The following is a 25,987-nucleotide window of genomic DNA, read 5'->3' on the forward strand; positions in this document are numbered from 1 at the left end:
ATTGGGTATCGACCGCTTACGTAGAACATATCATGAACACAACGGCGCAGCATCTCGCATGAGGGCTGCGCCTCAGCCCTGAAGAACGCCCATGAGAACGGCTGACAAGCAGATCGCCGATATCCTGGTTCGCTACGGAGAGCCCTTCGCGGGCAATGTCTGGCGCGTCCAGGGCACGGCTGTGATCTATCACAAGACGCTTGAGCGCATCGCGGCCCAGGCTCGGATGGTGTTCGAGCCGCCGACCATCCTGCGCGCCGAGCGCGACGAAGCCGTCATCTTGGTGAGCGGACGCCTGCCTGGTGCGACGCCCAACGCCGATCGGGTCGAGTGGTCGATCGGCGAGGCGCTGGTCAACGTGAACTACCGCGTCTCGGGCAAGCAGGCCGCCTACGTCTACGCGATGGCCGAGAAGCGGGCGAAGGACCGCGTCATCCTCAAGCTCATCGAGCTTCACGGCCTCGTCTATTCCGAGGAGGAAGCCGACGAGTTCCGCCGCGGCCAGCCCGCGGCGATCCATGCCATCGACGAGGAGATGGACGGCCCCGACCCGTTCGACGAGGTGACGGAAGCGGAAGCCGACCTCAAGCGGCGCATCGACGAGGTGGAGACGGTGAACGCCGTCACCGACCTCATGCTCGACGGCGAGACGCAGCGCATTCTCAACGCGATGCCGCAGGGCACCCGCGACGAGGTTCGCGACTACGCCAAGGCGCGGCTCAGGACGCTCGGCTGGCCGGGAAAGCCGCGGCGGCGGGCAGCCTGAGGCACTCGTTGCCGACGTGATTGCAGAGTGGCGAGAGAGCGATGACCCCCTACAGCATCCAGGCCTTGACCTACAGCAACGCGCGGATCGTCTGGTTCCGCGGCGTCAAAGCGGCGATTCTGTTCCCGCCGCTCTACGCCGGCGGACCCTACGAGCTCTACCCGCATCCCGAGACTTATCCGGGCCTGAGCTTCGAGGGGCTGCCCTCTCCGCTGCGACCGGAATTCATGCCGTTCGCGACACTCGACGACGTCTACGCCTTTCTCGGCATTCGGCCCAAGGCGATGGCTGCGTAGGCTCGATTCCATTGGGTCTTGCTTGGATGCGTCTTCCTGTGCCGGACGGATCGCGTCGGAACTTGCGCGATGCGGTTGGCCTTTACCTGCGCCAACAGGGAGGAAACCGATGAGTCGCGGATATCCGTCGATGACGGCGCTTCTAGGACTGCTCGCCGTCGCGGGCTTCCAGAACAGGGACAAGATCGCCGAGTTGCTGGGCGGCCTCGGCCAGGGTGGGGGTCAGGCCCGCGGAGCTGGGCAGAGCGGAAACCAGGGCGGCCTCGGCGGCCTGCTCTCCGGGCTTGGCGGGGCGGTCGGCGGCGCTGGAGCCGGTGGCCTTCTGAGCGGCGGCCTGGGCGAACTCGTCGATCGCTTCAAGCAGGCCGGCCACGGAGAAACGGCGGAATCCTGGGTCAACACGGGACCCAACAAGGAGATCGCGCCGCCGCAGCTCGAGCAGGCGATCGGGCCGGACGTGCTGGCGACACTTTCGCAGCAGACGGGCCTCTCGCGGGACGAGCTGCTCGCCCGTCTGTCCCGGGAACTGCCCCAGGCGGTCGACCGCTACACGCCGGACGGCCGCGTTCCAGCCTGACAGCAAACGACGAAAATCGCGGTGCCGCGCAGCTTGACGCGGCACCGGCTATTTCGCGCCATTACCTCCGGCGGCGAAGGCGCCCCGTTGCGTTGCCTGTCCGCTGACCTCGCCAAAATACTTCGTCGAATCGCCGAGCTGGACGGAGGGCTGGCAGTTCGGCGTGCAGGAGTACGACTCCCGCTCGAGGCCGCGCTGGACCATGACCACCGAGGTCTGCTGCGCCTCCACGCTGATCGTCGATTCTGCGAGCATACCGCCCGACTTGTCGAGGGCGATGAGGTTCGTCGCGCCGAAGCTCTTGCCCGTCAGGACGACGACACCGTTCTTCTGCAGCGAGATATCGGCGATCATGGGGTTGCCGACGATCACCGTCCGCGTCGCCTCGGGCAGGCGGATGACCTTGGCGTTATCAACGATGACGGTGACGACGGGGGGGGCTTCGGCTGCCGTTGCGGCGGAGACCGCCAGTGCGAAAACAACCGTCAATAAGCCTTGTCGACAAATGCGGCTTGGCCGTGAGGACTGCGACGGGCTCAGCATCGTGGACTCACACTTGCGCGGGAAAGCCTTCACCACCGCGTGGAGGCCCCCGGGGGCCGACATCGGCAATTGGGCGATGTTCGATTCCCGTCAGAAAGCCTGATCCTGGTAAATTTATCTATAACCCCAGCCGGTCGATCCATCCGTCGCGTTCCTAGACGTTTTTTCATTCATAGCAGCTCAGAACCTCGATCAACGGGCAGACCGGGTGGAGCACCCCACCGTCTCAAGGATTCGTTCACCTTATCGGCATGACCGATCAGATGGCAGGCATTTGGACGGCGATTTAACCCAATCGCAACGGGCGTCGTGCATCCTCATGACGTCGCCCATCACACTGTGACGATCTTCGACGGAACGTCGCAAGTCGTCGAAGAAGGATCTCCATCATGACCAAAATCTTCAAGCGCTTCGCGGCCGACGAGTCCGGCGCCACGGCCATCGAATATGGCTTGATCGCAGCGCTCATCGCCGTTGTTCTGATCACTGTACTGACCAGCCTTGGCACGGGCTTGAACGTCAAGTTCAAGTCAATTTCGGATGCGGTCGCCAAGTAATCTCACAATCGAGGATAACATCGATCGTGGGTTAGCGGCTGAATTTATTCTCCGAGCAGGCAGCGCGTGCAGCATTGCCTGCTCGGATAAATCTGAATAGATTTTGATAGCAAGACAATTAGTCGTTACATCGAAATTATTATAAGACCGCCAAACCGCAAATATCCCTTCGCCATGCGCTATCGACACAAAAGTATTTCTCGAACGAGAGCCTTGCCATGACGTCCCTAGGCCTTCTCGTCGTGTTTCCGTTCCTGATGGCATATGCAGCCTCGAGCGATCTCCTGACGATGACGATCCCCAATCAGGTGTCGCTCATCCTGATGATCACCTTTTTCGCCTTTGCTGTAGCCTGCGGACTCTCTTGGATGGTCATTGCGCTGCATGCCGGCGCCGGCGTCTCGGTTCTGGCCGTGACCTTCATGCTTTTTGCCTTCGGGGTGATCGGTGGTGGAGATGCCAAGCTTGCGGCGGTGACCGCTCTTTGGCTGGGTTTCGATCATCTCATCGAGTATCTGATCGTTGCCTCCTTGGCAGGCGGAGCGCTCACTCTTACGATCATGTTTGTTCGCGGACTCCCGCTCCCCTTCGTTGCCGCACGACTCCCCTTCGCGCTTCGGCTTCACGACACGAAGGCGGGCATTCCTTATGGAATCGCCCTCGCGGCAGCGGCACTCGTGATCCTGCCGAAAACTGCGCTCTGGGATCGTATGATCGCTGTCTGAGATAGAACCAGTGGTTGTGACTGGTTCACCTTTATCTATGTTCCATGGACGGGAGTGAGACCGTCACGCCGGTGATCACCTCTGGTTAACCGTAATTTGACGAATGTCGGGCCACTGTGATCCCTGACGGCAAACCGCCGTCCGATGGGTTCCGTTCGGCGATGAAACCTGCCCGCCTTGCCATTCTCGCCGTCGCGCTTCTTGCAGGCGGCACCGCCGCTTACCTGATGAGTGGCGACGCACCGTCGGCACCAGCGCCGACTGCGGCCGTCGTAGCGGCTCCCGTCATGCCGGTCACCGACGTCCTTGTGGCTGCTGCCGAGCTGCCGATGGGTCAGAGCATCCAGGCGGCCGACCTTCGCTGGCAGGCTTGGCCCGACCAAGCCGTCACTGCGTCTTACATTACGCGCCAATCGAACCCTAAGGGTCTCGAGGAGATCATCGGGTCGATCGCCCGTTCGGCCTTTCTCGCTGGCGAGCCGATCCGCCCTCAGAAGCTTGCGCGATCCGATGGCGGCTTCATGGCCGCAATCCTACCCCCAGGCATGCGCGCCATTGCCGTTGTGATTGACAACAAGGGTGGGAACGCGGCCGGCGGCTTCATTCTGCCAAATGACCACGTCGATCTCCTACGCACCTTCCGCGATGATGAGGCGTCTCGAAGCGGTGGCAGCGAAACGCTGGTGTCAGAGACATTGCTGACGGACGTGCGCGTCCTCGCAATCGGACAGATTGTTCAGGAGAAGAACGGGACCAACGTCGTCACGGGCGAAACCGCCACCTTGGCGCTCACGCCGGGCCAAGCGGAACTTGTGACCCTGGCTCAACGGTCCGGCTCCCTCTCTCTTTCTCTCCGCGCGCTGGCTGATTCGGGAAGAGTGGCCGAGCCCGAACCGGATGCTGACCAGCGCGCCGACAAGGGTCTGACCATCGTGCGCTTCGGCGTCTCGCAACAGCAGTCGCGGCGCTGAGGCGTCGGTGCGCGATCACAAGGACTTGTCGATGACCATCAGCACACGGACCCCGACGGCTTATTTGGCGGCGCTCACGACCATCGCGACCCTGTGCGCGGCTCCCGTTCCCGCCACCGCCGCGCCGGCCCTGGGGGCGGCCCCCATCGTTGAGATCGGGCAAAACGAGTCCGTCGCAGGCCGCAAGGTCGACCTGACAGTCGGCCGGTCACTCATCATAGACTTGCCGCGCGACGCCAAGGAGGTGTTCGTCGCCAATCCTAAGGTGGCCAACGCGGTCGTGCGCTCCACGCGCAAAATCTTCATCATCGGAATGGATGATGGGGCGACCTCAATCTTCGTCATGGATGCCGAGGGACGGCAGATCGCCACACTCGACGTCACCGTCGCGCGCGACCTGAAACTGGGGGTGCTGAAGCAGCTGCTCGCGCAGAGCATCCCGGGAGCACGCCTCGACGTTCGCTCCGTTGGCGATTCGATCGTCCTCTCGGGCATGGTCGGGTCCCCGCTGGAAGCTTCCCAAGCGCTCGACATCACCAACGCTTTCGTCGGGATATCCGGCGGGACCGGATCGGCTCCGAATGCCGGAGGCACCTCCACGAGCCGCGGCGCAGTCATCAACAACATCACCATTCGCGGCAAGGATCAGGTGATGCTGCGCGTCACCGTCGTCGAGGTTTCCCGGACGGTGTTGAAGCAGTTTGGCGTTAACCTGACCGGAAGCTGGTCAAGCCTCAACATCGTCAACACCACGCCTCTTGCTATCAATGGTGGTCAGTTCCCGAGCGGCAATCTGCTTGAAGGCAAGATCACCGGATCGGGTGGCGCCAGCCTCACCGCTACGCTCAAGGCTTTCGAGCAGGCGGGCGTCTCACGCATCCTCGCCGAGCCGACGCTGACCGCAATTTCCGGCGAGGCGGCAAACTTCACGGCCGGCGGCGAGTTGCCCGTGCCTGCCTCCCAAAACTGCACCGGCCTCGTCTGCACCGTCGGCATCACGTTCAAGCCCTACGGTGTCAGCCTTAGCTTCACTCCCGTGGTGCTTGCGGAAAACAAGATATCGATCCGCGTCGGTACCGCCGTGTCCGAGATCGACCGGCAAAACAGCTACACGTTCTCGAACAGCACCTCTGGCTCGAGCACGGCCGTTCCTGGCTTCACGGTGCGCAAGTCCGAGACGACGATCGAGCTTGCCTCCGGGGCGACGATGATGACCGCGGGCCTCATCCAACAGAAGAACCGGGCGGCGATCACCGGCCTTCCAGGTCTCATCAATCTCCCGATCCTCGGCGCGCTCTTTCGCTCGCGCGATTACCAGCGCGAGGAGACCGAGCTGATGATCATGGTCACCCCCTACATCGCCAAGGCGATGGAGCCGAAGCAGGTGACTCGGCCCGACGACGGGTTCGTGGAGGCCCAGGACAGCCAGGCCATTCTGCTCGGGCGCTTCAACCGGCTTTACGGCGTGGCCGGCGCGAGCCCGCTCGGGCCGAGCTATCGTGGCCGCGTCGGCTTCATCACGGACTGAAACGGCCTCCTCGATCTTCCGCGACACGACCCGGTATCATCAGGATTCATCGCAATGTCTTCCTCAGCCAGAACGCTCGCTGCGGTCACCGCGCTCGCCGCGCTTCTCGGCGCGTGCCGTTCCGACCGCGTCGTGACGACCGGATCGTTGTACCCGGTGGATCACAAGACGCGCCATCCTATCGTACTAGCCGACGGCTCGCGACAGCTCGACGTCTTCGTGACAGGAACCGGTCACCTCGATCCCCGGCAAACCGCCGACGTCGACGCCTTCATTCTCGAGTTTCGGCGCTACGGTCGTGGAACGCTGATCCTTGATCTTCCGCTTGGCGTCGCACCAGCTCTCGGCGCCGCGGTCGAGCGGACCGCTGCCTCTGTCCGCAGGATCGCCACCGAGGGCGGCATCCCGCCTGGACGCATCGTGGTTGAAAGCTATGGCGTCACCAATCCGAGCCTGAGTGCGCCGCTGCGCCTGAGCTTCCAACGCATGGAGGCAAAGGTCGGGGGCGCATGCGGGGCCTGGCCGCAGGATCTAGGCGTCAGCGATCCGTCGTTCAACGGCCGCAATGAGCCCTACTGGAACCTCGGCTGTGCGACCCAGAGCAACGTTGCTACGCAGATCGCCGATCCGATCGATCTAGTGCGCGGCCGTCCGGAAGGTCGAATCGATACGGTCCGACGCACCCAGGACATCGGGAAGGTGCGCGACGGCAAGGATCCGTCAATCTCATGGAAGCAAGATGGAAAGACGAGCGTCAGGTCGGAAGTCGGCAACTGACGCAAACCTCAAACGCCAGCCCTGTCAGCACGCCAACCAACCCCTCGATCCCCATGCGCCACGCGAGACGCGGCGGCAACCTGAACCGGAACATTGATCATGCCGGACCTGAACGAGACGCCTGAGCGCCTCATCGCCCCGGTCCCCCGGATCACGATCCAAGCCTTCTGCGAAACCCCTGACGCCGCGGCCACGATCGAGGCCGCCGGCGAAGACCGCCGCATGCAGAAGGCCCACATCAAGGTCCAGATGGGGGGCGGTATCGCGGCGGTCGAGGCCTACCGGCATGCACCGACGCCCAACGTGATCATCATCGAGACGCAGGGCGCGAAGTCGCGTCCCCTGGAGTGTCTCGATTCCCTCGCCGAGGTCTGCGATGAGGGCACCAAGGTCATCGTGATCGGCCACGTCAACGACGTGATGCTTTATAGGCAGTTCATCCAGCGCGGCGTCAGCGAGTACCTGATGGCGCCCCTGGATCCGATCGTGCTGATCCAGGCGGTGTCAGATCTCTTTACGGCCCCTGGTGCGAAGCCGGTGGGCCGGACGGTCGCCGTGGTCGGATCGAAGGGCGGGGTCGGCGCCTCGACGATCGCCCACAACCTCGCTTGGACCGTGGCGCGCGGTCAGGGAACGGCGACGGTCATCGCGGACCTCGACATCGCCTTTGGCACCGCCGGCCTGAACTTCAACCAGGATCCGCCACAGGGTATCGCCGAGGCGGTCTTCGCGCCCGAGCGGCTCGACACGAACCTGCTCGACCGGCTGCTGTCGAAATGCAGCGACAATCTCAGCCTGCTCGCCGCGCCGGCCACCCTCGATCGTACGACGGACCTGTCGGAGCCGGCTTTCGACCACCTCATCGATCTTCTGCGCGCGGCCGTGCCCTGCATCGTCCTGGACGTGCCTCACACCTGGTCGGCCTGGTCGAAGCGGATGCTGATCTCGGCGGACGAAATCCTGATCGTGGCGGCTCCGGAACTCTCCTCGCTGCGCAATACCAAGAACCTGCTGACCACCCTGCAGCAGCATCGTCCCAACGATGGCCGGCCGCGCATCGTTCTCAACGGGACCGGGATGGCCAAGCGGCCCGAGATCAGTGCGACGGAGTTCTCGAAGGCTCTGGATGCGCCCCTCATCGCGACCATCCCCTTCGATCCCGCTCTCTTCGGGACGGCGGCCAACAACGGTCAGATGATCGCCGAGATTCAGGCAGGCTCGAAGGCGGCCGAGGTCTTCGCGGATCTCGCGGCCAAGATCACCGGGCGCCCCGAGGCGAAGCGGACCCGAGGAAATTTGCTCGAGCCGCTCCTGGCCAAGCTCGCTCGCCGCAAGGCGTCGTGATGCGCGCTGCCATGAGAACCGAGGACGCGCGACATGTTCGGTAGGCGTAGCGGCACGAATGCGGCGCAGGTCGTCGTGCCGCCCTCCGGTGCAGCTGCACCGAAGGCCCCGGCGGCTCTGCTCGTACATGACGACCCCGCGACCCGATCCCCGCGCGTCGAGGCGCCGCGGCGGCCGGAGCCGGTCGCGACCGTCCAAGAGAAAAAATCCGAGGATTACTTTCGCACGAAGAGCATGATCTTCGGCGCGCTGATCGAAGCGATCGATCTCCCGCAGCTTGCACGCCTCGATGCGGAAAGCGCGCGCGAGGAAATCCGGGACATCGTCTCGGAGATCATCGGGCTCAAGAACATCGTCCTGTCGATCGCGGAGCAGGAGGAACTGCTCGACGACATCTGCAACGACGTTCTCGGCTACGGTCCGCTGGAGCCGCTCCTGGCCCGGGACGACATTGCCGACATCATGGTCAACGGTGCGAACCGCGCCTTCATCGAGGTCGGCGGCAAGATCCAGCTGACCAATGTCCGGTTCCGTGACAACCAGCAGCTGATGAACATCTGCCAGCGGATCGTCAGCCAGGTCGGCCGGCGCGTCGACGAAGCCTCGCCGATCTGCGACGCGCGCCTGCCCGACGGCTCGCGCGTCAACATCATCGCGCCGCCGCTCGCCATCGACGGGCCGGTCCTGACGATCCGTAAGTTCAAGAAGGACAAGCTCACACTCGATCAGCTCGTCAAGTTCGGTGCCATTTCCCCGGAGGGCGCCAGGATTCTGCAGATCATCGGGCGCGTACGCTGCAACGTCGTGATCTCCGGCGGCACGGGTTCGGGAAAGACGACGCTGCTGAACTGCCTGACCCGCTACATCGACGAGGACGAGCGCATCATCACCTGCGAGGACGCTGCCGAGCTGCAGCTCCAGCAGGCCCACGTGGTCCGCCTGGAGACCCGCCCGGCCAACATGGAGGGATCGGGCCAGGTTACCATGCGCGACCTCGTCAAGAACTGCCTGCGCATGCGACCCGAGCGGATCATCGTCGGCGAGGTGCGCGGACCTGAGGCCTTCGATCTTCTCCAGGCCATGAACACGGGCCACGATGGCTCGATGGGCACGCTTCACGCGAATTCGCCCCGCGAGGCGCTGGCCCGTATCGAGTCCATGATTACCATGGGTGGATTCTCGCTGCCCTCCCGTACCCTGCGCGAGATGATCTGCGGCTCGATCGACGTCATCGTCCAGGCGACCCGCCTGCGCGACGGCTCACGCCGGATCACCCATATCACCGAGGTCATGGGGATGGAGGGTGACGTCATCATCACCCAGGACCTGTTCCTCTACGACATCCAGGGCGAGGACGTGAACGGCAAGCTGATCGGCCGTCACCGCTCGACGGGCATCGGCCGCCCCCGCTTCTGGGAGCGGGCGCGCTACTACGGAGAGGAGCAGGCGCTCGCCGCAGCCCTCGACGCTGCCGCGGATCCGGGCGGGGGTGCGCTGTGACGACATGCGTTTCAGAACCGTCAGGGAGGTAGCGATGGCGGGAATGAACCTAGCCATAGCAGCGGGCCTCAGTGCGTTCACCGCAGCTGCCGTAGCCTACGCTGTCTTCGCTCCCTACCTGTCCGGCGAGAACCGCGCTGCGCAGCGCCGCAAGGCCGTGAGCGTAGTCATAAGCGCTGGCAGCCGTACCGCGACTGTCAGTCGGCGCGAGCAAGTGGCCAAGAGCCTCAAGGAAGTCGAAGCGAAGAAGGCTGGCACAAAGGTTACGCTCGAACTCAAGATCGCACGAGCCGGGCTGGATTGGTCGAAGCAGAAATTCTATGCCGTCTCTGGTGTGATGGCGCTGTGCTTCGGCGCCATCATCCTGGTCTTAACTGGCAATCCCCTGATCGCAGCCTTCGCCCTCTTCGCAGGTGGAGGCGGTCTACCTTTATGGCTGTTGGCCTTTCTGAGGAAACGGCGCATCGCGCATTTCATCAAGGAACTTCCGACGGCCATCGACATCATCACCCGCGGCATCCGCGCCGGCATCCCGCTTGGCGATTGCTTCCGCATCATCTCCCGGGAAGCCGAGGAGCCCATCCGCTCCGAATTCAAGCAAGTCGTCGAGGCACAGACGCTTGGACTGAGTCTCGGAGAAGCAATGATCAAGATGTACGAGCGTGTTCCTGTCGCCGACGTGAACTTCTTCGCGATCGTGATCAGCATCCAGTCTTCATCGGGCGGCAATCTGTCCGAGGCCCTCGGCAACCTGTCGCGGGTGCTGCGCGAGCGCAAGAAGATGGCCGGCAAAATTCAGGCCATGAGCATGGAGGCGAAGGCGTCCGGTGGCATCATCGCGGCATTGCCCTTCATCGTTGCGCTGCTGACGTACTTCGCCAGTCCGGACTACGTATCCCTTCTTTGGACTACGGACATGGGAAAGGTCGCTTTGGTCATCTCGGCATTCTGGATGTCGCTTGGCGTCTTCACCATGAAGAAGATGATCAGCTTCGAGGTTTGAGGTACGCCTAAATTGGGTCATGATAATCTTTATTTAAATATAAAATAGATGGAGATCCTTCATCGCCTTTTAAACACTTTTGATTTTTTTACACTAAGTCCATGAGGCTTCTCCGCTTCCACACAGCGCCGAGGCCGGTCGATCAGCACACAACCTTCTCGACATCACCCAGGACACAAGAAATGTTTGCCGAGATCGCTGCAAAGATCACCGATCCACGCTTCCTCGGGATGGTGCTCACCGGCGTCGCGACGGCAGCGACCGCCTTCGCGCTATTGCAGCCTGTGCTGGAGCCGGACCGCCTCGGCAAGCGGATGAAGCAGGTAGGCGACGAGCGCGAGGAGATCCGCCGACGCGAGCGCGAGCGCATGGCCAACAAGGCGACACTTCGCGTCGCGCCCAAGGCGTACATGAAGCGGGTCGTCGAGCAATTCAATCTCAGCCGCTGGCTCGGCACGGAAACGGCGAGACGCCAGCTCATGATGGCAGGGTACCGATCGGCCGGTGCGGAGACGGGCTTCCTGTTCTTCCGGCTCGTGATGCCGGTCATCACGTTTGTATTTTCGGCCTTCTACGTCTTCGTCATCGAAGTCATCGATCAACCGTTCATGATCCGCCTCATGATCGTGATCGCGGCGACCCTACTCGGGATCAAGGCGCCTGAGCTCTACCTCGCGAACAAGACCAGCAAACGGCAGGCGGAAATCCGTCGCGCATGGCCCGATGCTCTAGATCTGAGCCTGATCTGCGTCGAGTCCGGCATGTCTGTCGAGCACGCATTTCGCCGGGTCAGTGCCGAGATCGCCACGCAATCGGTTGCGCTCGCCGAGGAGCTGGCAGTCATGACCGCGGAGCTGTCCTACCTTCCAGATCGCCGCATGGCGTTCGAAAACCTCGCCACGCGCGTCGGCCTCGACCCGGTCAAAGCGGTGACCACCGCCCTGATCCAGGCGGAACGCTACGGCACGCCGGTCGGGCAGGCGCTTCGCGTGCTTTCGCAAGAAAGCCGGGACCAGCGCATGAACGAGGCCGAGAAGAAGGCCGCCGCCCTCCCGCCGAAGCTTACGGTACCGATGATCCTGTTCTTCCTGCCGGTTCTGTTCGTCGTCATCCTGACGCCGGCCGCCATCCAAATCATGCGCTGAGTTAGGAGCCCTGCGCGGCTTCAGCCGCGGGGCGCTACTCGCCCCGCCTTGGCGTCCGAGGCCTTGATGGCCTTCCAGGCATTCGGCTGGGCGACGAAAGCGCGCAGCGCCACCGTGTTGGCGGCGGCCTCCTCCGGGGAGAGATCGCGGCGCGAGATCTCCTCGGCCTCCGCGAACTTGCCCTTGAGGCCGAGCACCAGCGACAGGTTCTGGCGCACCCGCGCATCGGCCTTGGGATGGCTCACGGCTTCCCGCAGGGTCGCCTCAGCCTGATCGAGACGGCGCGCGAGGGCGTAGGACAGGCCGAGATTCGACAGAATGGTCGGGTCTCCGGGCTGGATCTTCAGCGCAGCGGTGTAGAGCGACTGCGCGTTGGCGTGATCGCCGATCTGGTCGGCGACTGCACCCTGGGCGGAGAGCACGCGCCAGTCCGGACGGGCCGGCGTGTGGGCGTTCTGCAGGACCTCGGCGGCCTCCGCCAAACGTCCGACATCGGCGAGGCTCTTACCGTAGGCCGAGAGCACGGCGGGGTTCTTCGGGTTGCGCAGGGCCGCCTGCTGCAGCACGGCGACCGCCTGCGGCCGCTGATCCGTCGCGCGGAGTGCCTGGGCGTAGCGCATTGCGAGGGCGAGGTCGTTCTGGTCAGCGGCATATTTCTCGCCGAGGCTGTCGACCTCGCGGCGGGTGATCCGGTTGGGAGCCGCAGCGTTGCCGAGGCCCGGCAGGGAGAACGAGCCGATGGACCCCGTGGTCTCGGGGGAGCGCGATTGGCAACCGGCCGCGATCAGCGCGACGAGCGTCGCGCGGAGGATCGGCCCGCGCCGAACCGACGACGGCGCCATCGAGGAGAGGACAGGCTTGAGCCCTGGCGAGACCATCACACGCTCCGCACGACGGGGCCGGTACTTCACGCAGCCCGCCCTGGCGGTGGTAGAGCGTTAACCCTAATCGTCGGTTAACCCTTTCCCCTGGTCGCGCTGCCTCATGCACCATTCAATTCCCGACCTCCTCCCGAACGGCAACGCCGTCCCGATCCGCTGCGTCGCCTCTGCCGAATGGGAGGCCGTGGAGGCGAGCCTCAGCGGGGCGCATAGGACCTATGCCCGGGCGATCGACTTCGCGCCGAAGGCCGGACGCGTCGCGATGCTGCCAGCCGAGGACGGGACTCTGTCGCAGGTCCTGTTCGGTCTCGGCGATCCCGGTTCGAGCGGAGGCGACCGCCTCTTGGCCGGCAAGCTTCCGGGCCTGCTGCCGCCCGGCACCTACCGCCTGGAGGGCACGCCGGACCCCTCCGCCGCCGCGCTCGCCTGGCTGATGGGAAGTTATCGCTTCGTGCGCTACCGGGAGCCGGGGCCGGATGGTCCGCGCCTCGTCGCGCCGAAGGGCGTCGACGCCGCCGAAATCGGGCGGATCGCTCGCGCTGTCGCGCTCGGGCGCGACCTCGTCAACACGCCGGCCAACGATCTCGGCCCCGCCGAGATCGAGGCCGCGTCCCGTGCCCTCGCCGAGCGGCACGGGGCCGGGATCGCGGTGACGCGGGGTGAGGACCTTGCCCGCGAGTTTCCGCTGATCCACGCGGTCGGTGCGGCGTCGCCGCGGGCGCCCCGCCTGATCGACCTGACCTGGGGACCCGAGACGGCGCCCCGCGTCACTCTCGTCGGCAAGGGGGTCGCTTTCGATACGGGGGGCCTCGACATCAAACCGTCAAGCGCCATGCTCCTCATGAAGAAGGACATGGGCGGAGCCGCCGCCGCGCTCGCCGCCGCCGATATGATCATGGGCACCGGCCTGAACCTGCGGCTGCGCCTGCTGATCCCGGCCGTGGAGAACGCGGTTTCAGGCGACGCCTTCCGGCCCGGCGACGTGATCCGCAGCCGCGCGGGCCTCAGCGTCGAGATCGGGAACACCGATGCCGAGGGCCGGCTCATCCTCGCGGATGCCCTGACCCTCGGCAATGCGGACAGGCCCGAGCTCCTCATCGATTTCGCGACGCTGACGGGGGCGGCCCGCGTGGCGCTCGGCCCCGATCTGCCGGCCTACTTCACGGAGGACGAGGAGCTTGCCACGGCCGTCGCCTCCGCCGGTACGGCGGCGATCGATCCGGTCTGGCGCCTGCCGCTGCACGCCCCCTACGCGAGCCTGCTCGATTCGAAGGTGGCCGATCTCAACAACGTCTCCGGCGGCCCCTTCGCGGGGGCGATCACGGCAGCCCTGTTCCTGCGCCGCTTCGCGCCGAACACGAAGGCCCACGTCCATTTCGATCTCTACGGCTGGAACCCCTCGACGAAGCCCGGCCGGCCGGAGGGCGGCGAGGTCCAGACCGCACGCCTCGTCTACGACCTGCTCAAGCGACGGTACCCGGCCTGAGGGCTCAGGTCGCGAGCGCCGCCTTTTCGACCTCGTAGGCGGCCCGAACCGCGGCCTGGCCGTAGATCCGTTCCAGCCGCCGGATCGCGAAATGCGCCCGCGCCGTCGACTGGAAATGGTCCATGAAGGCGGCGTTGACGGCCGCGCCGCCCACCGCGCCGAGGATCGGGACGGCCTGCGCCGCCACCTTCTGCGAGACCACGATGCCGAAGCGCGCCGCGATCTGCGCCGAGAACCGGATCAGCGCCGGTGCGGCCTCCTCGAGGAGCGCGCGGTTGCCGGCATAGCGGGCCGCCTCGGCCATGGTCTTGGCGAGCGCGGCGCGAACCGCGAAGTAGCCGCTCTCGTTCAGCGCCGTCTCCGCCCCGGACCGGCCGCCGAGCGCGAAGACCTGCATGCAGGCGAGCGCGTTCGCTGGGTCGCTCAGATCCTCGCCCTCGCGCCGCGCGATCTCCGCGATCGAGCGCAGCATCAGGGTGGTCGAGACCGGAAGCTCCACGGCGAGCGTCGCGAGGCCGAAAGCGCCGCCCAAAGCCCCGGAGAGGGCGGCCATCGCCTTGTGGGAGCGGTCACTCGAGCCGAACAGCCGCGCCAAGCGGCCCTGCGGTTCGGCTCCGATCGCGGGCAGCGTCGAACCCACCGCGCCCTGGGGCAGCGTGGCGAGCGCCACGCGCAAGGCGCCGCGCATCGCTGCCTCGGTGGATCGCGCCACGGCGTCGGTGACGGGGGCGGGCAGCGCCCGGCCGATCATGTCGAGGGGAGCGCCGGCCGCCGCCGAGAGCCTCGCTGCGAGGCTCGGCCGCTCGAGGTTGGCCACCGCCTGCCGCAGGACGGCGAGGTCGGCCTCGCTCAAGGCGCGAGCCTCCGCCTTCGTGGAAACCGGCAGGCTGTCGCTGGCCAAGGTCATGTCGCCCACGGGAAACGCCTCATGCTGTTGCGGCTACGGTCGGTGGAGGCAAGCGCCGGCCTGGCGGTTGGTTCCGGCTCATGCCTTGGCGGCGATGGCTTCCTCCTCGGGCGGCGAGACCGCCTCGCCCGATCCCGCATCCTTGCCCTCGCCCAGCGCACTCAGGGCAAGGCACAGCACGGCGACCGGGATGCCGATCCCCGCGGAGACTGCGAAGAACTGCGCGTAGCCGAAGTAATCGACCATGTAGCCGGAGAACCCGCCCACGAACTTGCCCGGCAGGGCGTAGAGCGAGGAGAGCAGCGCGTATTGCGTGGCGACGAAGGCCGAGGAGGTCAGGCTCGACATGTAGGCGATCAGCGCCGTGCCGGCGAAGTTGCCGGCGAAGTTGTCGATGGAGATGCTGGCAACGAACAGCGTCGTGTCGTGGCCGCTCACCGCCAGCCATGAGAACATGAGGTTTGAGGCGGCCGCGGCGATCCCGCCCGCGATAAGGGTCGGTTGCAGCCCGAAGCGGAGCACCGCGAAGCCCCCGGCGAGCGCCCCGACGATGCCGATGATGACGCCGTAGATCTTCGTGACGTTGGCGATCTCGGTCAGCGAGAACCCCTGCTCGATGTAGAAGGGCTGCGCCATGACGCCCGAGATGATGTCGGGCAGGCGATAGAGCATGATCAGCGCGAGGATGAGCACGAGCCGGGCTCCCTTCCGGCGCATCAGATCGCGAAAGGGTTCGACCACCGCGATCCGCAGGGTATCCGCGACCGAGCGGCGCTCGCCGGCGACGGGCACGGGGTCCTGCCTGGGGGCGGCGAGCGCGCCGACGAGACCGACAAGCATCAGGAGGGCCATGGCCCCGTAGGCGGCCGACCAGCCGGCGCCCTGCGCGATGTAGAGGGCCCCGGCGCCTGCGAAGGCCCGCGCGACGGCATAGCCGAGCTGGTAGGCGCCAAGCATCACGCCCTGGCGCTCGGTCGGAGCCGAATCGATGCGCCAGCCGTCGACGACGATGTCCTGCGTCGCCGAGGCGAAGGCGGTGACGAGCGCGCAGATCACCATGAAGGAGAGGTTGTTCGCCGGATCACCCTGGCTCATCCCGAGGAGCCCCACCGCGACGACCACCTGGGCCGCGACCATCCAGGCCCGGCGCCGGCCCAGCCAGCGGGCCAGGACCGGCAGGTCGAGGCGATCGATCACGGGTGCCCAGAGGAATTTCAGCGAGTAGGCGAAGGAGACGTAGCTCAGCAACCCGATGCTGGTGCGCTGGATGCCCGCCGTGGCGAGCCAGGCCGAGAGGGTCGAGAAGACGAGCAGGATCGGCAGGCCGCAGGCGAAGCCCAGCGCCAGCATCAAGGCGACGCGCGAATCCTCGACGATATCGCGCATGCGAAACTTTCCGGGCTTCGCGCTCGTATCATCGCTCGCGGACATGACGGAACTCCTATGGCCGGCGCGCCTTGATCCCGCATGATCGTGGCAGCCTTGCGCCGTCGCCGGGCGCCGCGCGATGTGCATGCCACGTCGCGCCGGCCCGGGCGACGACAATCGGCGACGAGAGCGGAGGGCCGTGGAATTTTGCTAGCTGGGCTGGAGGAAAATCTTTCATTTGCTATTTTCGGGGGCCTTCCGTCCATGAGTAAAGACCGGAATCCTAATGCGGAGTAGCGCGGTCAACCCCGGGTCTGCGGCCGAGGTGGCAACGGAGGCCTTCGCAGCTGCGTTCAGCGCGAGCTCGACGCCGATGGTGCTCACCGACCCGAGCAAGCATGACAATCCCATCGTCTGGGCCAACGACGCCTTTCTCGCCCTCACCGGCTACGATCGTCACGAAATCGAGGGGCGCAACTGCCGGATGCTTCAGGGCGAGGCATCCGACCCGACCACCATTCGCCAGATCCGAGACAGCATCTCCGCCGAGACGCAGCTCGAGGTGGAGCTGTTCAATTATCGAAAGGACGGCTCCCGGTTCTGGAACGCCATGACGATCACGCCCGTGCGCGATGAGGCCGGGAACCTGCGCTACTACTTCGCGGCCCAAGCCGACATGACGGAGAAGCACCGGCTGGAGACGGCTCTGAAAGGCGCGAACGACGATCTGGAACGTCAGGTTCAGGCGCGCACCGCCGACCTGCTGGCGGCGCTGGAGCAGAAGACGGCGCTACTCCACGAGGTCGATCACCGGGTCAAGAACAACCTTCAGGTGATCTCCTCGCTGATGCTGCTGAAGGCGCGGCGCACCCCGGAGGGCGAGGCCCGCGACGCCCTGCAGGGCATGGCCGAGCGGATCGGCGCGCTCTCCACCGCCCACCGCATGCTCTACTCGGAGGGCGACGTCACCCGCTTCAACCTCCAGGATTTCGCCGCCGATTTCCTCTCCGACCTGACGGCAGGGGTCGACACCGATCGCATGGCGATCAACGCGGAGATCGACGCGGTGGCCGTCTCGGCGGCGATGGCCGCTCCTCTCGCGCTGATGATGCACGAACTCGCCACCAACGCCCTGCGCCATGCCTTCCCCGACAATCGGGAGGGCCGCCTCACGATCTCGGCTCGGCGGCGGGACGGAGGCCTGAACATCCGTATCGAGGACGATGGCGTCGGCATCTCGGCCGGCGTGCCTAATCCCGCCGGCTTCGGCCGCTCGCTCGTCGACATGGTGGTACGCCAACTCCGCGGCACGATCGACTGGGACGAGCACGGGCCCGGCACCCGCGTCGAGATCAAGATCCCCCTCGATGCCGCGACCTTGAGCGGTTCGACCTCATGACGGGTGTCATACCGGACAAGGCCATCGACGGAGCGCTGCGCATCCTCGTCGTCGAGGACGAGGCGTTGATCGCTCTCGAACTGGAATGCCTGCTCGACGATCTTGGCCACGTCACCATCGGCGTCGTGGGGAATTCGCAGGAGGCGATCGCGCTCGGCCGCAGCGCGGCGCCCGACGTCGCGTTGGTCGACATCCACCTGATTGACGGACCGACCGGCATCGAGGTCGCCCGCGCGCTCAGCGCCGACCAGCGCACCACCGTGGTGTTCATGACGGCCAACAGCAAGCGCATCCCGCCGGATTTCGCGGGCGCCTTCGGCGTCATCGCCAAGCCCTATTCGGAGCGGGCGGTCGCGAACGCCCTGCATTACGTCGCCGAACGCCGCGCCGGACGGACACCGCCCCCGGAGGGCCTGGACGGGTTCCGGCTTGCGGCCATGCCGGAGGGCGAAACGGAGTTCGGGGCGGAGGGGACCGGGCCGGACCTCCGGCATTGACGGCCGTCAGGCCGACGGCTCCGAACTCCGTTCCGCCTTCAACCGGTACAGCGCCTCATGCGCCTCGCGGGGCGTCATGGCGTCGGGATCGATACCGTCGAGCATGAGCCTCAGCGCGTCAGCCCGTTCCTGCGGCGGCTCCGGCGGAGGCGGGGGAGCGAGGCTGGCGAAGAGCGGCAGATCGTCGATGCGCGGGCGCGAGGGCCGCTCGCGCTCGGCCTTCTCCAGCCCTTTCAGAATGGAACCGGCCCGGGCGACGACGCTGGCCGGAAGGCCCGCCAGCCTGGCGACCTGCAAGCCGTAGGAGCGCTCGGCGACGCCCGGCACGACCTCGTGCAGGAACACGACCTCCCCCTTGTGCTCGGCGACGCGCAAGGTGGCGTTGTCGAGCCGGCTGAGCCGCTGGCTCAGCGCCGTCAGCTCGTGGAAATGCGTCGCGAACAGCGCCCGGCAGCCGTTCTGCTCGTGCAGGTGCTCGAGGCAGGCCCAGGCGATCGAGAGCCCGTCGAAGGTCGCGGTGCCCCGGCCGATCTCGTCGAGGACGACGAGGGAGCGCCGAGTCGCCTGGTTCAGGATCGCCGCGGTCTCGACCATCTCGACCATGAAGGTCGAGTGCCCGCGCGCGAGGTCGTCGGCGGCCCCGACCCGGGAGAACAGGCGGTCGACGACGCCGAGATGGACGCGGCGTGCCGGCACGAAGGCGCCCATCTGCGCGAGCACCGCGATCAGCGCGTTCTGGCGCAGGAAGGTCGACTTGCCGCCCATGTTCGGGCCGGTGACGAGGCGGATGCGGCCCCTCCCCTCTCCCGAAAGGTCGCAATCATTGGCGATGAAGGGCTCGCCCGAGCGCCGCAGGGCCGCCTCGACGACGGGGTGGCGCCCGCCCTCCACCACGAAGCCGAGGCCTTCGTCCACGAAGGGGCGCGTCCAGTCGAGCTCGACCGCGAGTTCGGCGTGGGAGGCGGCGACGTCGAGGGCCGCCAGGGCCTCCGCGACCCCGGCGACGATGCCGGCCTGCGCCATTACCCGGACGGCGAGCGCGTCGAAGACCTCGCCCTCGAGCGCGAGCGCCCGCTCGGACGCCCCGGCGATGCGGGCCTCGAGTTCGCCGAGCTCGACGCTCGTGAACCGCATCGCATCGACCATGGTCTGGCGATGCACGAAGGTGTCGCGCATCAGGCCCTTCAGGCAGCTCTCGCCGACGGCCTGGGGTACCTCGATGAAGTAGCCGAGCACGTTGTTGTGCTTGATCCGGAGCGTCCGGCACCCGGTCTCCTCGGCGTAGCGGGCCTGCAGGGCGGCGATGACCTTGCGCGAATCCTGGCCGAGCAGGCGCACCTCGTCGAGTTCCGCATCGTAGCCCTCGCGCACGAAGCCGCCGTCGCGCCGGTTGAGCGGCAGGTCGTCGGCGAGCGCGGCGCGAAGAGCCTCGATCAGTTCGGCGTCGACTTGCCCGAGGCGCTGCGCCAGCGCGGCGAGGTCGTCGGGTAGGGGCACGGATTGCGCGAAGAAGCGCTCCGCGATCCCGCTCGCCGCCGCGAGGCCGTCGCGCAGTGCGGCGAGGTCGCGGGGCCCGCCCCGCCCGAGGCCGATCCGCGAGAGCGCGCGAGCGAGGTCGGGCGCGCGGGCCAGCGCCTCCCGCAGGGCGGCGCGCAGGACGGGGTCGTTCACGAGGAACGTCACGGCCTCGTGGCGCCGCGTGATGGCGGGAAGGTTCGTGAGCGGCCCCGCGAGATGCTCGGCGAGGAGTCGGGTGCCGCCGGCCGAGACCGTGCGGTCGATGGCCGCCAGCAGCGAGCCGGCGCGCTCGCCCGCGAGGGTCCGGGTCAGTTCGAGGTTGGCGCGCGTCGCGGCGTCGATCGACAGGGTCTCCCCGCTCGCCTCGCGGGTCGGGGGATTGAGGATCGGCCGTGCGCCGACCTGCGTGCGCTCGATGTAGAGGAGCGCGGCGCCGGCCGCGGCGATCTCGGCGCGCGTGAAGCTGCCGAAACCCTCCAGGGTGGCGACGCCGAACTGCTCGCGGATGCGCCGCTCGGCGGAAGCCGGCTCCAGCTCGGCCTGGGCCAGCGGCGTCACCGCGGCGGGGATCTCCCGCCAGAGCCGGGCGAGGCCGGGATCGGCATGGATCGTCTCGGAGAGGACGATCTCGCGCGGCTCGTGGCGGGCGATCGCGGCGGCGAGCTCGCCCGCCTCCACCTCGCTCAGGGAGAAGCGCCCGGTCGAGATGTCGAGGGCGGCGAGACCGTAGGCGTAGGCCGCGTCCGAGATCTTGCGCCGACCGACGGCGAGCAGGAGGTTGGCCCGGGCCGGGTCGAGCAGCCGGTCTTCCGTGATGGTGCCGGGTGTCACGAGCCGCACGACCTCGCGGCGGACCACCGATTTCGGGCCGCGCTTCTTGGCCTCGGCCGCGTCCTCGGTCTGCGCGCAGACGGCGACGCGGTGACCGAGCGCGATCAGCCGGCTGAGGTAGTCGTCGGCTCGGTCGACCGGCACGCCGCACATCGGGATGTCGGCGCCGCCATGCTTGCCGCGCTTGGTCAGCACGATCCCGAGCGCCCGGGAGGCGATCTCGGCATCCTCGAAGAACAACTCGTAGAAGTCGCCCATCCTGTAGAACAGGAGGCAATCGGTGTTGGCAGCCTTGATCTCGATGTACTGCGCCATCATCGGCGTGGCGCCGGCGCCGTCGAGATTCGCCGCGCTGGTGCTGTAGTCGGCCGGCGAAGCGCCGGTCTTCGCGATCGAGCGGGCAGGGCGATGGGACATCGCGGCATGCTACCAGATCGCCGGCGCCGATTCAGTGCGGCGAAGGTTTCTGCTGGGGAGAAGGCGGGCGGCAGCGGGGTTGCACCTAGCAAAGGTTGCGGTTCCGCCAGCTTCGTTGCACCTGGGGGCGCCGAAGTGTGTTTGCCCACCTTGGGCTTGTCGCTTGCGGCGGGATCGATCCGATCACCAATCGCGTCATCCCGGGGCGCCGCAGGCGAACCCGGGATCCATAGCCGCCGACAGAGCCATGCATGGCCCAGGCCGCGGTTCTGGATTCCGGGTTCCGCTGCGCGGCCCCGGAATGACGCGGTTGGACTGTATTCCGTCGCGGAACTCACCGTGAACCCGGGCTCGGAGCCCTTCGTCGCACCTGCCCCTGGCCATGTTGCAGCCGCACGCCCACCCCGATCCCCTGCCGATCGACGCCGTCCTCCCCGAGCTACGCGCCGCGCTGGTAGCAAGGAACTCGGCCGTCCTCGTCGCGCCGCCTGGGGCGGGCAAGACCACGCGGGTGCCGCTCGCCCTGCTCGACGCGGAATGGCTCGGGGAGGGTAAGATCATCCTTCTCGAGCCGCGCCGGCTCGCCGCCCGTGGCGCGGCCGAGCGCATGGCGGGCACTCTCGGTGAGCGCGTCGGCGAGAGGGTGGGCCTGCGGGTCCGGCTCGGCTCCAAGATCTCGGGCAGGACCCGGATCGAAGTCGTCACCGAGGGTGTGTTCACGCGCATGATCCTCGACGATCCGGAGCTGAGCGGGGTCGGCGCGGTGATCTTCGACGAGTTCCACGAGCGCTCGCTCGACGCCGATCTCGGCCTCGCGCTCGCCCTCGACGCGCAGGGCGCGCTGCGCGACGACCTGCGCGTCCTGGTGATGTCGGCGACCCTCGACGGCGCGCGCGTCGCCCGCCTGCTCGGCGAGGCGCCGGTGATCGCTTCCGAGGGACGCGCCTACCCGGTCGAGACCCGCTACCTGGACCGGGCGCCGGGCAGCCGGATCGAGGATTCGATGACCGAGGCGATCCTGAGGGCGCTGCGGGCGGATCCGGGCTCGGTGCTCGCCTTCCTGCCAGGCCAGGGCGAGATCCGCCGCGTCGCGACGCTGCTCGCCGATCGCGTCGGCGCGGAGGTCGAGGTCGCGCCGCTCTACGGCGCCCTCTCGCAATCCGAGCAGGACCGCGCGGTGGCGCCGGCCCCGTCCGGACGGCGCAAGGTCGTGCTCGCCACGAGCATCGCCGAGACCTCGCTCACGATCGAGGGCGTCCGCATCGTCGTCGATTCCGGCCTGTCGCGGGTGCCGCTCTACGAGCCTGGCCTCGGCCTCACTCGACTCGTCACGGCGCGCGCCTCGCGGGCCTCCGTCGACCAGCGACGCGGCCGCGCCGGCCGGACCGAGCCCGGCATCTGCCACCGGCTCTGGTCGGAGGCCGCGACGAACGCGCTCGAACCCTTCACCCGGCCCGAGATCCTTGCCGCGGACCTGTCGGGGCTTGTGCTCGACTGTGCTGCCTGGGGCGTGACCGATCCGGGCCGGCTCGCCTTCCTCGACCCGCCGCCCGCCCCCGCGCTCGCCGAGGCGCGGGGGATGCTGCGCGACCTCGCGGCGATCGATGCCGACGGGCGCCTGACGCCGACGGGCGAGGCCCTCCGCGCCCTGCCCCTGCCGCCGCGCCTCGCCCGAATGGTCGTGAGTGCGGCCGCACAGGGCGCGGCACGTCCGGCGGCGCGGCTCGCCGCGGTTCTGGTGGAGCGCGGCCTCGGCGGCGACGGCGTCGACCTCGCCGACCGCGTCGAGCGCTTCGTCCGCGACCGCTCGGCCCGGGCGGAGGATATGCGCCGGCTCGCGGAGGGCTGGGCGCGGCAGGCGGACGCCGCGACCGGGGGAGCCGCGGGCGGGATCGACCTCTCGGAGACCGGCACGCTCCTGGCGCTGGCCTATCCCGACCGGGTCGCTCGCTCCCGCGGGCGCGACGGCGCCTTCGTGATGGCGAACGGCCGGGCCGGCCGCCTCGACCCGGCCTCGCCGCTCGCCCGCGAGGCGTTCCTCGTCGTCGCCGACATCGCCGGCACGGCCGCCAATGGGCGCATCCTCGCCGCAGCGCCGATCGCGATCGAGGCGATCGACGCGCTCTTCCCGGACCGGATCGAGGCGGCAACCCGCGTCACCTTCGACCGGACCGCCCGCGCCCTGCGCGCCCGGGCGGATCGCAGGCTCGGCGCGGTCGTGCTTGACGAGCGCGTGCTGCCCGTTCCGGGAGACGAGCGCTCGGCATCGATTCTGGCGCGCGGCATCGCCGAGCTCGGCCTCGAATGCCTGCCCTGGACGCCGGCACTCGCTCAGTGGCGCGCCCGCGTCGCCTTCCTGCGCGCGGCGGAGGGCGGCGAATGGCCGGACTTTTCGGACGTCGCGCTGAATGCCTCGATCGAGGATTGGCTCGCCCCCGAAATCCTCGGCACGACCGGTCTCGACGGCATCAAGGCCGACGATCTGGCGCGAGCGCTCCAGGCGCTGCTGCCCTGGCCGCTGCGCGCCAGGCTCGATGCCGAGGCTCCGACCCATGTCGAGGTGCCGACGGGGTCGCGCGCTCCGATCGATTACGGCGCCGAGGGCGGCCCGGTGCTCGCCGTGCGGGTTCAGGAGCTGTTCGGCCTCGACCGTCACCCGAGCGTGGCGGGCGGGCGGGTTCCCCTCGTCCTGCACCTGCTCTCGCCGGCCCAGCGGCCGATCCAGATCACCCGCGACCTGCCCGGCTTCTGGCGCGGCTCCTGGAGCGCGGTGCGCGCCGACCTGCGCGGCCGCTACCCGCGCCATCCCTGGCCGGAGGATCCGCTCACGGCGCCGCCGACCCGCCGGGCGAAGCCGCGGGGGACGTGAGCGTTTTCGGCTCGTCGCGCTGGTTCTCGCCGCTCCCCTTCCCCGGACGGGTGGAGCATCAGCGGAACTCGATCCGGGGTCCGGCAAAAGACGTCGCGAGACGTCCGAATCTTGCGCCGTTCGTCATGAGCCGCTGAAGCGGCCCTTACTCGCTGGATCCCGGATCGCCTTCCGCTGACGCTCCAGGCATCTGGGAAAGGGCGTGCTGCATTCTGATCATCGCTGCGGAATGATCTGGCCCCGCTTACCGTCGGTGTCAGGGCCTCAGCAGGACCTTCCCCACCGCTTCCCGGCGAGAGATGATCCCGAGCGCTTCCGCATATTCCGTCATGGGCAGCACGGCGTGGACCTTCGCGGTGAGGCGTCCCTCCGCCACCCAGGCGAGGAGCTGGCGCTGGTTCTCCCGGTGCGCCGCGGGCTCGCGGTCGACGAAGGCGCCCCAGTGCACGCCCTGGATGTCGATGCCCTTGAGCATGGCGAGGTTCAGGGGGATGCGCGGGATCTCGCCGGCCGCGAAGCCGATGACGAGATAACGTCCCTTCCAGGCGAGGGCACGCAGCGCCGGCTCGGCGTAGTCGCCGCCGATCGGATCGTAGACGACGTCGACCCCCACCCCGTCCGTGAGTTCCCGCAGGCCCTCGCGCAGGTCGCCGTCGCTGTAATCGAGGGCCATCTCGGCGCCGTGGGCCTGCGCGACGCGCAGCTTGTCCCAGGAAGAGGCGCAGGCGATGACCCGCGCTCCCATCAGCGCGCCGAGCTCGACTGCGGCCAGTCCGACACCGCCCGAGGCGCCGAGGACGGCGAGCGTCTCGCCGGGCTGGATCTTGGCCCGGTCGCGCAACGCGTGCAGCGTCGTGCCGTAGGTGATGGTGAGCCCGGCGGCCTGCTCGTCCGAGACCCCGTCGGGCACCGGCGTGAGCCGGCCGGCGGGCACCACGATCCGCTCGCGGCAGGTCCCGTACGTCACGTGGACCACGACCCTGTCTCCGACGCTGACGCCCTCGGCCCCCTCGCCCAGCGCCTCGACCACGCCGCAGGCCTCACCGCCCGGCGAGAACGGCAGGTCCGGCTTCACCTGGTAGCGGCCGGCGATGATCAGCGTGTCGAAGAAGTTGAGCGCCGCCATCGTGATCCGCACCAGGGCCTCGCCGGGACTGGGCGTCGGATCGGGCAGGGTCTCGATGCTGAGGTCGTCCGGCTCGCCGAGCCGGTTGCAGAGAAGTGCCTTCATCGCGGGGCCTGGAGGTCAGGAGGAGGCGCGGGCCGGCTTGTCGGCCGCGATCATGTAGTTGACTGCCGTGTCGCGCGAGGCGCTCCAGCGGTCGGAGAGCGGGTTGTAGACGACGCCCGTGGTGTCGCAGACCCGGAGGCCGCCGGCCCCGACGGCGCGCGTCAGCTCGTCGGGCCGGACGAACTTGTCCCAATCATGCGTTCCCTTCGGCAGCCAGCCGAGCACGTATTCGGCGCCGACGATGGCCAGCGCGTAGGAGCGCAGCGTTCGGTTGATGGTCGCGGCGAAGAGGAGGCCGCCGGGCTTCACCGCGGCGCAGGCGCTCGCGATGAAGGCCGGCATGTCGACGACGTGCTCCACCACCTCCATGGCGAGCACGATGTCGAAGCGGCCCCCGCCCGCGACCACCGCCTCGATCGTCTCGGCCCGGTAATCGACGGGCACGCCCGCGGCCTGCGCATGGGCGCGAGCCACGCTGACATTGGTGGGCGCCGGGTCGAGCCCCGTCACCTGCGCACCGAGACGGGCCAGCGGCTCGGAGAGCACGCCGCCGCCGCAGCCGATATCGACGAGGCTGAGATCGCGCAGGGGATCGGGCCCTCGCGGATCGCGCCCGAAATGGCGGCAGGCGGCGTCGCGGATATAGGCGACGCGCACCAGGTTGAAGCGATGCAGCACCCGCATCGGCCCGGCCTCGTCCCACCATGTGGCGGCGATAGCCTCGAAGCGGGCGACTTCCCTGGCGTCGATCGATGAGGCGCGCTCTGCGTTCATGCCATCCGTCCGGTCCGGAGCCGGGTTTCTCGCGGGCGCGCCCGATTGTTGACACGCTTGAGGGGCCCTTGTACCCG

The 25,987-nt window shown here is 67.6% G+C and carries 23 protein-coding genes; 16 read left to right on the forward strand and 7 right to left on the reverse strand.

The genetic code is table 11. From position 1 onward, the window contains the following. The first annotated feature begins 91 nt into the window (after nt 1-91). The 3 genes from MFF55_RS04405 to MFF55_RS04415 all read left to right on the forward strand — a co-directional run bounded on the left by MFF55_RS04405 (nt 92) and on the right by MFF55_RS04415 (nt 1,639). The gene (locus tag MFF55_RS04405; RefSeq protein WP_238242872.1) at nt 92-766 is read left to right on the forward strand and encodes a trna delta -isopentenylpyrophosphate transferase; all 675 of its coding nucleotides are present in this window, start codon (nt 92-94) and stop codon (nt 764-766) included. A 41-nt stretch (nt 767-807) separates the two neighbouring features. Next, on the forward strand, nt 808-1,062 hold the full coding sequence (locus MFF55_RS04410) for a hypothetical protein (RefSeq protein ID WP_238242873.1): 255 nt from the start codon (nt 808-810) through the stop codon (nt 1,060-1,062). A 109-nt stretch (nt 1,063-1,171) separates the two neighbouring features. Next, complete coding sequence (locus MFF55_RS04415; RefSeq protein ID WP_238242874.1) at nt 1,172-1,639, forward strand: YidB family protein; 468 nt, start codon at nt 1,172-1,174, stop codon at nt 1,637-1,639. A gap of 48 nt (nt 1,640-1,687) precedes the next feature. Here the strand turns inward: MFF55_RS04415 and MFF55_RS04420 are convergent, their stop codons facing one another. Continuing rightward, the gene (locus MFF55_RS04420; protein WP_238242875.1) at nt 1,688-2,182 is read right to left on the reverse strand and encodes a pilus assembly protein N-terminal domain-containing protein; all 495 of its coding nucleotides are present in this window, start codon (nt 2,180-2,182) and stop codon (nt 1,688-1,690) included. 389 nt (nt 2,183-2,571) lie between these two features. On the opposite strand from MFF55_RS04420, the gene MFF55_RS04425 reads away from it, so the two are divergent. From MFF55_RS04425 to MFF55_RS04465, 9 genes are all read left to right on the forward strand, one after another. Next, on the forward strand, nt 2,572-2,739 hold the full coding sequence (locus MFF55_RS04425; RefSeq protein WP_238242876.1) for a Flp family type IVb pilin: 168 nt from the start codon (nt 2,572-2,574) through the stop codon (nt 2,737-2,739). Nucleotides 2,740-2,957: 218 nt separating this feature from the next. Further along, nucleotides 2,958-3,464: an A24 family peptidase gene (locus MFF55_RS04430; protein WP_238242877.1), complete on the forward strand. Its 507-nt coding sequence runs from the start codon at nt 2,958-2,960 to the stop codon at nt 3,462-3,464. A gap of 161 nt (nt 3,465-3,625) precedes the next feature. Beyond that, nucleotides 3,626-4,435: a Flp pilus assembly protein CpaB gene (gene cpaB, locus MFF55_RS04435; protein ID WP_238242878.1), complete on the forward strand. Its 810-nt coding sequence runs from the start codon at nt 3,626-3,628 to the stop codon at nt 4,433-4,435. A gap of 31 nt (nt 4,436-4,466) precedes the next feature. Next, a complete protein-coding gene (locus MFF55_RS04440) occupies nt 4,467-5,963 on the forward strand; it encodes a type II and III secretion system protein family protein (protein ID WP_238242927.1) in 1,497 nt (498 codons plus the stop codon). 54 nt (nt 5,964-6,017) lie between these two features. Continuing rightward, nucleotides 6,018-6,740 (forward strand): CpaD family pilus assembly protein, encoded by a 723-nt coding sequence (locus MFF55_RS04445; RefSeq protein WP_238242879.1) that lies wholly within the window; start codon nt 6,018-6,020, stop codon nt 6,738-6,740. 99 nt (nt 6,741-6,839) lie between these two features. Further along, nucleotides 6,840-8,084, forward strand: a complete 1,245-nt coding sequence (locus MFF55_RS04450) for a CpaE/TadZ family protein (protein WP_238242880.1) — start codon at nt 6,840-6,842, stop codon at nt 8,082-8,084. A gap of 33 nt (nt 8,085-8,117) precedes the next feature. Next, nucleotides 8,118-9,584, forward strand: a complete 1,467-nt coding sequence (locus tag MFF55_RS04455; protein ID WP_238242881.1) for a TadA family conjugal transfer-associated ATPase — start codon at nt 8,118-8,120, stop codon at nt 9,582-9,584. A gap of 34 nt (nt 9,585-9,618) precedes the next feature. After that, the gene (locus MFF55_RS04460) at nt 9,619-10,587 is read left to right on the forward strand and encodes a type II secretion system F family protein (protein ID WP_238242882.1); all 969 of its coding nucleotides are present in this window, start codon (nt 9,619-9,621) and stop codon (nt 10,585-10,587) included. 182 nt (nt 10,588-10,769) lie between these two features. Continuing rightward, nucleotides 10,770-11,732, forward strand: a complete 963-nt coding sequence (locus tag MFF55_RS04465; RefSeq protein ID WP_238242883.1) for a type II secretion system F family protein — start codon at nt 10,770-10,772, stop codon at nt 11,730-11,732. 20 nt (nt 11,733-11,752) lie between these two features. Here the strand turns inward: MFF55_RS04465 and MFF55_RS04470 are convergent, their stop codons facing one another. After that, the gene (locus tag MFF55_RS04470) at nt 11,753-12,574 is read right to left on the reverse strand and encodes a tetratricopeptide repeat protein (protein ID WP_238242928.1); all 822 of its coding nucleotides are present in this window, start codon (nt 12,572-12,574) and stop codon (nt 11,753-11,755) included. Between the two features lie 142 nt (nt 12,575-12,716). Between MFF55_RS04470 and MFF55_RS04475 the strand changes: the two genes are divergently transcribed. Beyond that, complete coding sequence (locus tag MFF55_RS04475; RefSeq protein WP_238242884.1) at nt 12,717-14,099, forward strand: leucyl aminopeptidase family protein; 1,383 nt, start codon at nt 12,717-12,719, stop codon at nt 14,097-14,099. Nucleotides 14,100-14,103: 4 nt separating this feature from the next. On the opposite strand, the gene MFF55_RS04480 is transcribed toward MFF55_RS04475, so the two are convergent. Together MFF55_RS04480 and MFF55_RS04485 are read right to left on the reverse strand one after the other, a co-directional pair. Next, entirely contained in the window at nt 14,104-15,006 is a 903-nt protein-coding gene (locus tag MFF55_RS04480) for an EcsC family protein (RefSeq protein ID WP_238242929.1), read from the reverse strand. Between the two features lie 78 nt (nt 15,007-15,084). After that, on the reverse strand, nt 15,085-16,437 hold the full coding sequence (locus MFF55_RS04485) for an AmpG family muropeptide MFS transporter (RefSeq protein WP_238242885.1): 1,353 nt from the start codon (nt 16,435-16,437) through the stop codon (nt 15,085-15,087). A 223-nt stretch (nt 16,438-16,660) separates the two neighbouring features. On the opposite strand from MFF55_RS04485, the gene MFF55_RS04490 reads away from it, so the two are divergent. After that, the gene (locus tag MFF55_RS04490) at nt 16,661-17,773 is read left to right on the forward strand and encodes a PAS domain-containing protein (protein WP_283206701.1); all 1,113 of its coding nucleotides are present in this window, start codon (nt 16,661-16,663) and stop codon (nt 17,771-17,773) included. Then, nucleotides 17,770-18,270, forward strand: a complete 501-nt coding sequence (locus tag MFF55_RS04495) for a response regulator (protein ID WP_238242887.1) — start codon at nt 17,770-17,772, stop codon at nt 18,268-18,270. Before MFF55_RS04490 ends, MFF55_RS04495 begins: the two co-directional genes overlap by 4 nt. Nucleotides 18,271-18,276: 6 nt before the next feature. Here MFF55_RS04495 and mutS read toward each other — a convergent pair whose 3' ends face one another. Continuing rightward, complete coding sequence (gene mutS, locus MFF55_RS04500; RefSeq protein ID WP_238242888.1) at nt 18,277-21,036, reverse strand: DNA mismatch repair protein MutS; 2,760 nt, start codon at nt 21,034-21,036, stop codon at nt 18,277-18,279. Nucleotides 21,037-21,418: 382 nt separating this feature from the next. On the opposite strand from mutS, the gene hrpB reads away from it, so the two are divergent. Next, nucleotides 21,419-23,905, forward strand: coding sequence for an ATP-dependent helicase HrpB (gene hrpB, locus MFF55_RS04505; RefSeq protein WP_238242889.1), 2,487 nt, complete (start codon nt 21,419-21,421; stop codon nt 23,903-23,905). A 256-nt stretch (nt 23,906-24,161) separates the two neighbouring features. Here hrpB and MFF55_RS04510 read toward each other — a convergent pair whose 3' ends face one another. Both MFF55_RS04510 and ubiG read right to left on the reverse strand, forming a co-directional pair. Next, complete coding sequence (locus MFF55_RS04510) at nt 24,162-25,136, reverse strand: NADPH:quinone oxidoreductase family protein (RefSeq protein WP_238242890.1); 975 nt, start codon at nt 25,134-25,136, stop codon at nt 24,162-24,164. Nucleotides 25,137-25,151: 15 nt separating this feature from the next. After that, the gene (gene ubiG / locus MFF55_RS04515; RefSeq protein WP_238242891.1) at nt 25,152-25,910 is read right to left on the reverse strand and encodes a bifunctional 2-polyprenyl-6-hydroxyphenol methylase/3-demethylubiquinol 3-O-methyltransferase UbiG; all 759 of its coding nucleotides are present in this window, start codon (nt 25,908-25,910) and stop codon (nt 25,152-25,154) included. Nucleotides 25,911-25,987 lie beyond the last annotated feature (77 nt).

This window comes from Methylobacterium iners (assembly GCF_022179305.1).
GTDB lineage: Bacteria > Pseudomonadota > Alphaproteobacteria > Rhizobiales > Beijerinckiaceae > Methylobacterium > Methylobacterium iners.